Below are 12600 nucleotides of genomic sequence, written 5' to 3'. Positions count from 1 at the left end.
CAATCAGAGCGCATGTGCCCTGGGCTGATGTGTTTTGTTCTATCGATGTGAAGGGAGAGAGGGATACGCATCGGGCTCGCTGCATCATGTAGAGAATCCGCTGCCAGCGAATTGTCTAGATATGCATGTTGTTAATGACGCGATCCAGTGCTCTTTCCAACACATTGTTATCGTTATTCAGTTCAACGGCCTGATACGCCAGGGCCATTGGTGTAATATCCTGCCCGCTTTCCAGCATTTCATTACTATCCAGAATGCTGCCTACCATTTCGGGTTGTACCGCGCGGATAATGGGTTGGCGCGAGAAGGGCAACCGCTCGGTCCAGGGAAACGCTTCCAGGCGTTGATACAGGTCCACCAGGGCTGATCCGCCACCGACGATGTAGATGGCTGGCGGAAGTAGCTCACCCTTTGAAAGCTCTTCAATCAGTAGTTCGACGCTGTCCATCCAGGTCTGGCATTCTGGCGCCAGGATGGCCTGTATTTCATCGTGGCTACTGCCCTGAAGTTCGCCATTGCTATAGCTGATCTTGAGTCGTTCGGCCTCTTTGATCGGGATACCCTTGCTGGTCGCGATGCGGCGTGTGAAGGCACGGCCACCCAGAGCGAAGACGCGCGTCTCTTCGATTCCTCCCTGGCGCACCAGCGCGATGTCGGTGGTACCACCGCCAACATCGATAAAGATGGCCCCACTGTCCGCGCTGGCGTTGCTACTCAGGCAGCGGGCCAGTGCGTAAGGTTCCGCCACGATGGTCACCAGTGTCAGGTCGAGTCCCTGGGCGACCGTTTCAATAGCCCCTAACTGCGTTAAGGGCGCGAATGCGCTAAAAAGCGTTAAGGCAAAGTGGCGGCCACGGAAGCCAATTGGATTGGTGACCAGTTGCCCGTCGATGCGCACCGAGATGACGGCGGCATTGGTCAGGCGGACATCGATGTTGCCATAGCCGGTCTCGGCGGCGATGCGTTCCTTGGCCATCTTCAACAGGCGCTCCTGGGCCGCCGTAATTAAAGATTCCAATTCTTCGGCGGTAATTTGTTTGGTGGGTTGTGCGCGTTGTTTGCTGACCGTTGTGGAACTGCCTTTGACCAGCTCACCGGCGATGCCAATGACCGCCGAAGGGGCGATGACACCGCCTGCCGCCTGCTCTGCCTTGAGCAGAGCTTCGTTACAGTTGGCGATCACTCCTGGAATGTCAGTCACGATACCATCCGACATATGCGCATAGCTTTGCGGGTGGCGCCCAACGCCCAATACTTCCGCATGATCGCCGCGTACCTCAACGATCATCGCTTTCGCAAAGGCTGTCCCGATATCGAGGGCTGTGAAGAGCTGACGCTGGCTACCTATGTCACCTGGATCTTCATCATCGTATTCGTCTTCATATGCATAGTCCTGCTCCAGGTCAGCATAGTCATCTGACTGTGATCCCGTAAATAAATCACGCAGACGTTGCAAGAGATTTTTCATTTGTCCATCCCAAAATTATTGCTCCACTCACTGCCAACTCTGCTTGAGCAGCTTTCCCGTGTGTTGGGCTATCTAAGGCATTCGTTTACTTTATAGCACAAAAATTGCTTTATTGGCAAAATTGATAATTACACCAGCCAGGCTGTTCCTTTTTATAACGTAATTCTTCCATTCGTCAAGTTAAGGGGGCAGGGTTCTCCCTGCCGGGGTGTGGGCGAGCATGCTGGGAGCATGCTCAAGTCCCCACACCCCGGCAGGAGGACTGACCGCCCTCCTGCACCTCCCGCATGGGGAGCGCAGAGGGCTGACCCTCTGCTTAACTTGACACTAATGAGGATGCCCTGCACCCCTTAAGTAGAAATATCTCTATGTCTTTGCCTGAAAAGCCTGTATGTGCCAACAGCGAGAGGGGAGGCAATGGCGAGCATCGCCTCCCAGGTAGCAGTAAGCCTACTTGAGATTATCACGCACGAAGGCTTTGGCAAGTTCCAGAGCAGGCTGAATAGCCGTTTTGTCCTTACCACCACCCTGGGCTGAGTCCGGTCGGCCGCCTCCTTTGCCACCCAGGCGCTCTCCGACTGTGCCGGCTAGCTTACCCGCGTGCAGCCCGCGTTTGGTCAATGTCTGGTGGATATTGACCTGCAGGGCGATACGCTCACCCAGGTCGCTAGCCAGAACGACGACGCCCGGCTGCCCCAGTTTGCTAAGTATGGTTTCGCCCATATCGCGCAACACCTTTGCATCGGGAGCGCTGACGCTGGCGGCGACAACGGGGATGCCCGCGATATCCTGGGCCTGCTGAACCAGGTTCTGAGCCTGAGCCTGAGCCTCGTTACGCTGGTACTGGGTGATCTGGCGGCGCGCGCTGGCCAGGTCCTGTTGCAACTGTTCAATACGGGCCTCAACCTGTTCAGATTGCACCTGCAGGAGAGCGGCGATCCTGTCGACCGTCTCGCGCTTCTGGCGCAGATAGTTTTCGGCCGCGCGCCCCGTCAGGGCCTCAATGCGGCGAATGCCGGCGGCGATGCTCGTCTCCTGCACCGTGACATAGATGCCGATCTGACCGGTGGTGGCGCAGTGGGTGCCACCGCAGAGCTCGATACTACTACCCATCGAGACCACGCGTACCATGTCGTCGTATTTCTCACCGAACAGGGCCATCGCGCCGGTCTGCATGGCGTCCTGGATCGGCATGATCCTGGTCTGCACCGGATAGTCGGCGCGGATCCATGCGTTGATCTGACTGTCGATATGCAGCAGGTCCGCGCTGGTAAGTGGACGTGGGCTGGTGAAGTCGAAACGCAGACGTTCGGGCTCGACCAGCGAGCCGCGCTGCTGCACCTGTGTGCCTAGCAGATCGCGCAGGGCCTTGTGGAGCAGGTGGGTGGCGCTGTGGTTGCGCATGGTGTCCTCGCGCCTCCGCTCGATGACATCGGCCTGAACACTGTCGCCAACGCGCAGATGCCCCTCGGTCAACTGGCCATAGTGGACAATCAATCCCTTGAGGGGACGGCGTGTGTCCTGTACCTGGAAGTTGCCCATCGGGCCCGTGAGGTCTCCATGGTCGCCGATCTGGCCGCCGCTCTCAGCATAGAACGGGGTCTGATCCAGAATGACCAGGGCCTGCTGGGGTGCGCTGATATCGGTCACCTCTTCGCCATCCACGACCAGGGCCGCAACCTTGCTGCTGCTGACCAGGCCGGTATAGCCAAGGAACTCTGTGGTCCCCAGACGCTTCAGGATCTCGGTCAGCGCCCGGTCATCCTGGGCCTGGGTGAAGGTGCTGCCCGCGCCGGCGCGGCTGCGTTCCTGCTGACGCTGCATCGACTGCTCAAAGCCGGAGACGTCGACGCTGAAGCCCTGTTCGGCCGCGATCTCCTGTGTCAGTTCGACGGGGAAGCCATGGGTATCATAGAGGCGGAACACCTCTTCGCCCGGGATAACTTTTTTGTCCTGCTGCCGCAGATCCGCCAGCAGTTCATTGAGCAGGTTGAGACCTGTATTGAGTGTCTGGCTGAATTTTTTCTCTTCCAGGCTGAGCACCTCGATGATGCGCTCGCGCTGGGTTTTGAGCTCGGTATAATGGTCGCCCAGCAGATCGATGACGGTGTTGGCCGCCTCTGCCAGGAAGGGTTTGTCCAGGCCGAGCAGTTTACCATGGCGCACGGCGCGGCGCAGGATACGGCGGAAGATATAACCACGCCCCTCGTTGCTGGGCAGCACGCCGTCGGCGGCCAGGAAGACAAGGGCGCGACCATGATCGGCGATCACTCGCAGGGATGTATCGCTCTTCGCGCTCTGTCCATAAGGAGTATTGGTAATCAGGGCAAAGCGATCAATAATAGTGCGCAGGAGATCGGTATCGAAGACCGATTCCTTGCCCTGCAGTACCATGGTCAGGCGTTCCAGGCCCATGCCGGTATCAATATTGCGGCGTGGCAGCGGCGTACGCGTGCCATCCAGGTCCTGGTAGAACTGCATGAACACCAGATTCCAGATCTCCAGGAAGCGTTCGCATTCGCAGCCGGGCTTACAGTCCGCTTCCCCACAGCCATATTCGACGCCCCGATCATAATAGATCTCAGAGTCGGGACCACAGGGACCCGAGGCTCCGGGAGGTCCCCACCAGTTTTCATCCAGGCGTACGATAGCCTCATCGGCATAACCAGCGATCTCATGCCAGTAGCGTGGCGCTTCGTCATCATCAGGGTGGACCGTGGGGTGCAGGCGATCGGCTGGCAGATTGACCACTTTGGTTAGAAATTCCCAGGCGTAAGCGATCGCCTCACGCTTAAAATAATCACCGACCGAAAAGTTGCCCAGCATCTCAAAAAACGTCAACGTACGCTGGTTGCCAACTTTATCGATATCGGTAGTGCGAAAGCATTTTTGCGCTGAGGTCATGCGTACCGCAGGAGGAGTCTCACGGCCCAGGAAGTAAGGGATCATCTGCTGCATACCAGCGGTGGTCAACAATACTGTGGGATCATTATGCGGCACGAGAGATGAACTAGGCATTTTTACGTGGCCTTTACTGGCATAGAAATCCAGGAAACGCGCACGTATTTCGGTTCCTGTTAAGGTCGTTTCAACGGACACAACATCCTCCTCGGTAAAATCGGTGTTCTATTGAAGGGTGGAATGTGTTTACCTGCAGCATTCCATGAATAGTATCTATCGTAATGGTCTCAACTGGCTTCTCGTGTTGTGTGAGCACCCCTGACCGGATATGCGTAAATGCGGGAAAAGGGTGCTATTTGAGGGCAAACCTCTGAGCTTCACACACACGGTAGTATATCAATTTCTGCACCGAAATGTCTACTGTAATGAATAGCTTCCACGTGTTTTGCAGTTGTTGAGGTTATGAGTCATCCCGAACTTTTGATATGAGTAAAAAGTTCGGGATGACCCATAACGTTGTCGTTCCTTCAAGGGAAGACGATCGTATGATGCTCTGGTTTACCAGGAGGTGAAACGCTGCGTGGTTGGGACGGGCCAGGACTGGGGATAGATGACATAGGCGGTCCCATGCGATGCTTTGAGCCAGATGGTCTGAAGGTTGGCTCGCTGGTAGACGATCTGGACGGCCTCGTTTGAGGCCGCGGCCGGATCGTTGGTGATGACGTCACCCTGGTGGGTGAAGCCGCGTATCACGATGATGTGGCCACTGGAGCTGGGAATGGGGGAATGGACCAGTTCGCCGGACTGGTAAGCGATACTGATGATGATGGGAACACCCGCTTTGACCCATTGTTCGACCTGGCTCAACGAGTACATGCGGGTCACGAAGGCAGTCAGGCCAGCATTTCCGGCATAGGCAACGTTGAAGGGCCAGTTGCCGGTCCCGCTATATGTATAATCATAGGTATCTCTGGCTACCTCCGGCACTGTATGCGCCAGATCAGGCCTTTTCAACTGGTTAGCCCAGTAGGCCATGACCATGCTGGTCGAGGTAGGACTGCACCAGGCTTCACCACCCCCCCCGAAGCTCTGTGTGGTATAGGCCGCCAGCATCTGAGAGCGTTGTGGCACCGCCAGGTTGATGCCTCGACTGGTTGGATCGGACTGAATGAGGGGGGCTGTGCTGGCATCATAAGAGGCGATCACGCCGAAGCGCTGCAGTTGTGGACTCACCCTCGCGCTGGTGCTGAATAGGATCACCTTTACCTGGTACGCGTTGGCGGGCTGTCTCCTGGTGATGAATGTGTCGGTATCGATCCTGCCCCAGACATCGCTCTGACCATTGATGCTGTGACGCGTAACCGTCTCGGTATGGCTGGCCCAGATTGGAAAACGGTACCAATGTGTCCAGTACCGACCCTCCAGAACGCGCACGTGTGTTTCGATCCAGGTCCCTTTCAGGGTCGTCGCGTTCCATGAAGCAATCAGCGTGGTGACTGGTCGGCTAGATATCTGAATGGGCGATGTCAGGGTTCCAAAGTAGAAAGAGGACGCGTTATAGTAGTTCAGTCGCTGTTCGTAGGAACCCGCCCGATAGGGATCTCGCCCCTGGCACAATCCTGCCTGATCATTGAAGCTGGCGAAGCCACCATCGATATCGTCGCTGGTGCAGACAGCTGCCTGTGTCATCTGCATCTGCACACTGGCATGAATCAGTCCGCTTTGCACCATCACACCATTCATCTGCCACTGCTGGAAATCCTGTCCGCTCTGCTGGAGCCAGAATTGATCATACTGCTGTCGCTCATCGTCCGTCCATGAATACCCTGTTGTCGGCAGCAGGATCATATGGATCATCAAAATTCCGCAGGCGCCGCCCAGAAGCACGTATAACATAAATCGATAATGCCGATAAAACATATCCAACCAGAAACGCATTGCTTCACCTCCATCTATCCATCAAGACCCATCCACTATCTTTATTATAAACCTGAGCTTGATATATGTAGAAAAACACAGAGATATAAAGATACAATCTGAGCCATTTTTGGTGTATTCTGAACCAGAAGGGGAGATTCTTGTGAATTGTTCAGGTTATATTATTTGGGTATGATGATAGACTGTGCTCGTAACTTTTATGTACCGAGCGTTAAGGTTAATAGCATCTATGAGCATGTAAAGCAGATAGCTGAAGGAGTATATCTCTCATGGAAAATAATTCTGAGCAACAGGTGCAGCGAATTCACCTGCCTGAGCGAACCTTGATCGTGCTGTGTGGTCCAGCGGGAGCGGGCAAGAGCACGTTCGCGCGCACATTTGTGGCCCAGCACCAGCAGCAGGGATGCCGCATGACCTCAATAGTTTCCTCCGATTATTGCCGGGCCCTTATTTGTGACGATGAGACCAATCAGCAGGTAAATAGAGATACATTTGATCTTTTTCATTACATCATCCATAAAAGAATGATTCAGGGAAGATTGACGATAGTGGATAGCACCGCCCTGCAGGTGGAGGCGCGCCAGCGCTTACTTGATCTCGCGGTCCGTCACCGCTACACCACCTGTCTGTTCCTCTTTAATATCTCGCTCGAAACCTGTCTGAGGTATGATCAGCATCAGGCGCGTGGTCGTATCGTGGGGGAACAGGTGATCAAATATCACCTCTCGTTATTGCAGCAGGCCTTGCGCGCTGTACCGCAGGAGGGCTGGAACATGATCCATATTCTGGATGAGCAGCATGCATTTCCAGAAATTCTGGTGAGCGAAACACAACCGTCTTCCTGATTCGTATTTTCCATTTCTTTTTACTGAAGCATTGATGGTGTTTCGCCACACCAGCATTCTTACTCTGGAATGTTCGCGCTTCGGTTCTCGATAAGCCAGGTATGGTGGTGGGTCTTTTTTCGCTTGTGAGAAACCCCGATATGTGACTATTGGGGCACGTTGTACGTGAAATAAGCAGGCACACAATGGTGATGTTTATGTCCTGGAGTCTTATTATTTCGATCACTGATCTCTGTGCGCCTGTTTTCTGACGCGCGTTGACTGGTATATCTGTGTAAAATGGCAGGCAGCCCGCATACACTATTACAGTGATTGGTAGTAAGGTTTTTCTCTGTTGCCAGAGAATTTCTTTGTATCTGGAAAGGCCCTTTTTTGTATGGTACAAGCCAAACCTTTATTTAAACAGCGCTTCTCTTTTGTATTATTACTTGCTCTAAGCGTACTTTCGCTTTTGCTGACTGCCTGTGGTGGAGGCGGGGGAGGAAATACTACCACACCTTCGGCTCCCTCTTCTTCCGGGAAAGCCAATGTCGCCGCGCCCAAGGATCTGCTTAGTCCCGGGACGTTTACGGTTGGTACCGATCCCACTTATTTTCCGATGGAATACATTGATCAGAAGACGAATAGTTACGCGGGCTTCGATATTGATCTCAGCAGTGCGCTAGCCAGCCATATGGGCCTGAAGCTCAATATCCAGAAGACCAGCTTTGATACGATCTTTAATGATCTGGACAATAAACGCTTTGATATCGTTAATGCCAGCGTTTATGTCAGTGCTAAGCGCAAAGTTAAATACGATTTTGTGCCCTATCTGCAGGCGGGTTCTTCCTTGCTGGTCGCCAATGGCAATCCTAAAGGTGTCAAGGGAGTCGATGGCCTCTGTGGCTTAACCGTGGGTACGGAGTCTGGAACTATACAGTTGGAAGATGTGGGTAAACGCAATGATGCGTGTAAAGCTGCTGGTAAGCCAGAAATCAAGAATGTGGTATTAAAGTCAGCGACTGATGTCATCCAACTACTGTCCAATCATCGTGCCGATGTGATCTATCTGGGTTCGCTATCAGCCGCTTACTATAACAAGATCAATCCTGGACAATTCCAACTGGTCGGCCCGACTATCAACGCGGGTCCCAGTGGCCTGGTGATTCGCAAAGGCGACAGCGAGATGCTCAACGCGGTCCAGAAGGCATTCCAGGCCATAAAATCTGACGGCACGTATGACGCGCTCTTTCGGAAGTATGGCTTTTCCGATGCTGATAAGATCTAGCTATGTAGATGCTTGTACGCTCCTCTGTCGTCAGGCCCTGTCTGTTTATTAAAAACAGGCAGGGTCGTTGTCGATAGCGATTTGGATAAGGGCGTGACTTCTTGTGAGATACTGGTTATAGTTGAACGTAAATTACATAATATGGACCAGTCATCCCAGAGCTACGTGTCTCGGATTGAACGGAGAGTGTTCTCTCGTTTTCCAGAACTGCATCGTTGCTGCGAGAGCTACAGTTGAGTGGTTGAAACTACCTTATCTTCATCGTCATTGACATCGTCATTGAGGTGAACGTGAATTATTTTTATTCACCCTATTTTCGTAAATGGAGGTTCCCATTCTATGCTATCTCCCACCCGTACTTATGCCCGGCGCCTATCGTTGTCAGGGCTTTTACTGGCATCTCTTTTGTCGTTTTTGCTGGCCGCCTGCGGCAACTCTGCTGGAACCGGCAACACTCCTGGACCCGCTAGCAATCCTACTCCTGCCGCCAAGCCCAATGTCACTGCCCCTACCGATCTCAAGACGCCCGGCACCTTGCTGGTTGGTAGCGATACCACCTATACGCCGATGGAGTTTGTTGACACCAAAACCAATACCTATGTTGGTTTCGATATCGACCTGATCAAAGCCATGGGACAGCGCATGGGGTTAAAGGTGGTTATCCAGAAGACCAGCTTCGATACGATTTTTGATGATCTGAGAAACAAGCGCTTCGATGTGGTGATCTCCTCCGTTACCATCAACGATAAGCGCAAGCAGAGTTTCGACTTTGTCCCTTACTTCAATGCTGGCGAGTCTCTGCTGGTTCCCAAAGGCAATCCCAAACATTTGACAACTGTGGCCGATCTGTGTGGCCTCAACGTTGGTGTACAGACCGGAACCGTTGAAAAAGATGATCTGGACGCCGGTACCAAGGATTGCCAGAAGGCTGGCAAACCCGCTATCAAGCAGACCGTATTGCAGTCACAGACAGATGTGGTACAATTGCTGTCAAACGGACGAGTCGATGCCACATATCAGGACTCTCCCGTTACTGACTACTATAACAAAATTAACCCGGGACAGTTTGAGGTTGGCGGCTCAGTGGTGAACGCAGCCCCATATGGGATCACCGTTCGTAAGGACGATAGCTCGATGTTGACCGCCATGCAGAAGTCGTTTGATGCTGTCAAGTCCGATGGCACATACAATAACCTTTTCAAAACCTGGGGCTTCTCAGATCAGCAAAAGGTTTCCTATATCAAATCACAGAACGCTGTAGCTTGAGAGCAGCCGTGCTGTTAAGTTAAGCCTTTTATCTCCCTCGCTCCTCGCCTCAATGAGTTCCTTTATCTTTGGAGGCGAGGAGCACATAGTTTTTTAGGAGGATTGCCATGTTTCGTTGGGACCAGGTCTGGTACTATCTGTTTCAGGATCCCAACCTCTATTTCTTGCAGGCCGCCTGGATTACATTGTGGATCTCGGTTGTCGCGCAGGCGATAGGAATTGTACTGGGTTTCTTTTTAGCACTTATGCGTACATCGAAATATCCATTTCTGGTGTGGCCGGCGCGTGCCTATATCTGGTTCTTTCGCGGCAGTCCTTTGTTGGTTCAGGTATTGCTACTGTGGGCTGGTCTGCCAAAGGTTTTTCCACAGGCGCTCCTTCCTGCCTATGCCTGTGTACTGGTGTCCTTCTCGCTGAATGAAGGCGCCTATATGTCTGAGATCATTCGTGCCGCCCTGGGTTCGGTGGATACGGGTCAGATGGAGGCGGCCAAGGCGCTGGGCATGCGTTATGGCCTGGCGATGCGCCGTATTATTGTTCCACAGGCCATGCGTGTCATTATTCCTCCTCTGGGAAATGAATTCAACAATATGCTCAAAACCACCTCCATCGCCTCGGTTATTGGTGTAATGGAATTAACGGGTACCGCGCAGATCTATGGTTCCCAGACCTTTATTACCTTTGAGCTGCTGATTGTAGCTACAATCTATTATCTCATTCTGACGACCATCTGGGAGTTTATCCAGCGCTGGATCGAGAATCGTTTCGATCCCGATCGAGGCAACGTCGCGGTCGCGGTCGCGCAGGAGAAGAGTACATTGAAACGTCTGACTGGCTTTGGTACACAGACCGCCAGGTAAGTTTGAGGAGGAGTGGAATGACAATAGAGACAACGATTAACAACTCTCAGACGAATCAGGCCAGCGAGATGGTGCGCACAGAGAAGCTTGTGAAGCGTTTCGGTCCCAATGTGGTATTGAACGGTGTGGATTTCTCTGTAGGGCGCGGCCAGGCGGTGGTGGTGATTGGTCCGAGCGGTTCCGGAAAAACGACGCTGCTGCGCTGCCTCAATCACCTGGAGCGCATTGATGATGGGCGCATCTATATCGATGGACAGTTGGTTGGTTACCGTGAGGAGAAGGGACGCCTGGTTGAGGATAGCGAGGCTAACATCGCGCGCATGCGTTCGCAGATCGGCTTCGTGTTCCAGCGCTTCAATCTCTTCGCGCATAAGACGGCGCTGGAAAACATTATCGAGGCTCCCATCTATGTATTGCGCCAGCCCAAAGCCGAGGTAATTGAGCGCGCGCGCATGCTGCTGGACAAAGTAGGGCTCGCCAACAAAGAAGATTCTTACCCTCATCGGCTCTCGGGTGGACAGCAGCAGCGCGTCGCCATCGCGCGCGCCCTGGCTATGAATCCCAAACTGATGCTCTTCGACGAAGCGACCTCCGCGCTGGATCCCGAACTGGTGGGTGAGGTGCTCAAAGTGATGCGCCAGCTGGCTGAAGAGGGCATGACCATGGTGGTGGTCACCCATGAGATGGGCTTTGCCCGCGATGTCGCCGATCACGTTGTTTTCATGGACCAGGCCCAGATCGTTGAGCAGGGTCCGCCAGAGCAGATCTTTGGCGAGTGCAAGAACGAGCGTACACGCAACTTCTTGAGCCGCGTACTCTAACTACAATACATATTCTCTTAACCTATCTGTTATACAATAAAGAAACAGTAGAGATTGTCATATACATGGCACTGCTTGAGCGGTGCCATCTTTGTTGAAAGGGCCTGAATAATCATGACGACCCCGGTGATCTGGAAAAGACCGGACCTGCTGGTACCCCAGCCATTTGATACATTGTTGTTTGATGTGGATGGTGTGTTGATTGAGACCGTGAACTCGTTTCGTGCCGCGAACATCGCGGTCACTACATATATTGTTGGTACCTTAAATGGTTTGCAATGGGACTCCACTGAGCACGAGACCCCGGTGACGCAGGAGGATATTGGTATCTTCAAGCAGGCTGGCGGCTTTAACAGTGATTGGGATATGTGTTATCTGCTGTCGGCACTGGCCACGGCGCGGCTGCGCGAGTGGCGCGATAGCGAGCTGGCCGCGCGTAGTACGCAGGAGTGGGGTGTATTGGCCCATGAAGCCGCCCTGCATGGTCAGAGCGGTCGCGCCTGGGTGGAAACTGTGTTTCCCTCTACGGCACTGACCGATTACGAAGTGGTGGTAGATGTATTCAATGAGTGCTACTGGGGAGCCAGCGAACTGCGGCGTCGCTTTGGGCGTGACGCCCGCTACCTGCCGCAGGCCGAAGGATATGCGCAGAATGAAAGGATGCTTTACGCGCCTGATTTCTTTGCGCGGCTGCGTCAGGCCGGTGTTGCCAATCTGGGCATGATTACCGGACGCATTGGCGCTGAGGTTGATAGCGCTATCGAACGCATGGAGGCGTATAGCGGCCAGCGCTGGTGGGACGTAATTGTGCCGGCTGATCTGTATGCCAAGCCCGATCCTCAGGCGCTGCGCTACGCACTGAAGCAGGTAGATGGTCGCGGTGGCCTCTATATCGGTGATACCGCCGACGACTTCGACCTGGTCAGACGCTACAAAATCGATAGAGCAGAGTCCGAAGCGCCGGTCCTGGCCGCCATGGTTGTCAAGCCACAGGAGATCGAGCTCTATCAGAGCCGCGGAGCCGACCTGCTCGTTCACTCCGTCGAAGCCCTGCTCGACTTCCTGCCTGTCCCCGACACCCTGCGCTAAAACATATTATGTGAATTAATGCCGCAAACATAGATCGGGGAGGTGCAGGTGGGGCGGTGAGCCCCTCCTGCCGGGGTTTGGGCGAGCATGCTGGGAGCATGCTCAAGTCCCCAAATTCTCTTTCTCTTTCCTTCCCCGCCGCAGG

At 53.7% G+C, this 12600-nt stretch carries 9 protein-coding genes; 6 read left to right on the top strand and 3 right to left on the bottom strand.

Annotated features, from left to right (window positions below):
- Positions 1-115 precede the first annotated feature (115 nt).
- From KTT_RS08395 to KTT_RS08385, 3 genes are all read right to left on the bottom strand, one after another.
- A complete protein-coding gene (locus KTT_RS08395; protein WP_126595549.1) occupies positions 116-1468 on the bottom strand; it encodes a cell division FtsA domain-containing protein in 1353 nt (450 codons plus the stop codon).
- Between the two features lie 450 nt (positions 1469-1918).
- Positions 1919-4567 carry an alanine--tRNA ligase gene (alaS, locus tag KTT_RS08390; RefSeq protein WP_126595548.1) on the bottom strand — a complete coding sequence of 883 codons (2649 nt, stop codon included), beginning with the start codon at positions 4565-4567 and terminating at the stop codon, positions 1919-1921.
- A 360-nt stretch (positions 4568-4927) separates the two neighbouring features.
- Complete coding sequence (locus KTT_RS08385) at positions 4928-6307, bottom strand: C39 family peptidase (RefSeq protein WP_126595547.1); 1380 nt, start codon at positions 6305-6307, stop codon at positions 4928-4930.
- A 269-nt stretch (positions 6308-6576) separates the two neighbouring features.
- Between KTT_RS08385 and KTT_RS08380 the strand changes: the two genes are divergently transcribed.
- The 6 genes from KTT_RS08380 (at position 6577) to KTT_RS08355 (ending at position 12455) form a co-directional block, all read left to right on the top strand.
- Positions 6577-7152 (top strand): AAA family ATPase, encoded by a 576-nt coding sequence (locus KTT_RS08380; RefSeq protein ID WP_126595546.1) that lies wholly within the window; start codon positions 6577-6579, stop codon positions 7150-7152.
- A 376-nt stretch (positions 7153-7528) separates the two neighbouring features.
- Entirely contained in the window at positions 7529-8419 is an 891-nt protein-coding gene (locus KTT_RS08375; protein WP_126595545.1) for an ABC transporter substrate-binding protein, read from the top strand.
- Positions 8420-8758: 339 nt separating this feature from the next.
- Positions 8759-9685, top strand: a complete 927-nt coding sequence (locus KTT_RS08370; RefSeq protein ID WP_126595544.1) for an ABC transporter substrate-binding protein — start codon at positions 8759-8761, stop codon at positions 9683-9685.
- A gap of 107 nt (positions 9686-9792) precedes the next feature.
- Entirely contained in the window at positions 9793-10545 is a 753-nt protein-coding gene (locus KTT_RS08365; protein WP_126595543.1) for an amino acid ABC transporter permease, read from the top strand.
- A gap of 68 nt (positions 10546-10613) precedes the next feature.
- Complete coding sequence (locus tag KTT_RS08360; protein ID WP_126599496.1) at positions 10614-11366, top strand: amino acid ABC transporter ATP-binding protein; 753 nt, start codon at positions 10614-10616, stop codon at positions 11364-11366.
- A gap of 114 nt (positions 11367-11480) precedes the next feature.
- Positions 11481-12455 (top strand): HAD family hydrolase, encoded by a 975-nt coding sequence (locus KTT_RS08355; RefSeq protein ID WP_126595542.1) that lies wholly within the window; start codon positions 11481-11483, stop codon positions 12453-12455.
- Positions 12456-12600: the final 145 nt, after the last annotated feature.

The sequence above is a fragment of the Dictyobacter aurantiacus genome (assembly GCF_003967515.1).
GTDB lineage: Bacteria > Chloroflexota > Ktedonobacteria > Ktedonobacterales > Ktedonobacteraceae > Dictyobacter > Dictyobacter aurantiacus.
The sequence above is the reverse complement of the archived record's forward strand: the minus strand, read 5'-3'. Positions and strand labels throughout refer to the sequence as shown.

What these genes read in the sequence shown, in the direction of transcription:
- KTT_RS08360 (WP_126599496.1), top strand. Translation starts at nt 10,614, where the DNA reads ATGGTGCGCACAGAGAAGCTTGTGAAGCGTTTCGGTCCCAATGTGGTA.
- KTT_RS08395 (WP_126595549.1), bottom strand. Translation starts at nt 1,468, where the DNA reads ATGAAAAATCTCTTGCAACGTCTGCGTGATTTATTTACGGGATCACAG.
- KTT_RS08355 (WP_126595542.1), top strand. Translation starts at nt 11,481, where the DNA reads ATGACGACCCCGGTGATCTGGAAAAGACCGGACCTGCTGGTACCCCAG.
- KTT_RS08380 (WP_126595546.1), top strand. Translation starts at nt 6,577, where the DNA reads ATGGAAAATAATTCTGAGCAACAGGTGCAGCGAATTCACCTGCCTGAG.
- KTT_RS08370 (WP_126595544.1), top strand. Translation starts at nt 8,759, where the DNA reads ATGCTATCTCCCACCCGTACTTATGCCCGGCGCCTATCGTTGTCAGGG.
- KTT_RS08385 (WP_126595547.1), bottom strand. Translation starts at nt 6,307, where the DNA reads ATGCGTTTCTGGTTGGATATGTTTTATCGGCATTATCGATTTATGTTA.
- KTT_RS08365 (WP_126595543.1), top strand. Translation starts at nt 9,793, where the DNA reads ATGTTTCGTTGGGACCAGGTCTGGTACTATCTGTTTCAGGATCCCAAC.
- KTT_RS08375 (WP_126595545.1), top strand. Translation starts at nt 7,529, where the DNA reads ATGGTACAAGCCAAACCTTTATTTAAACAGCGCTTCTCTTTTGTATTA.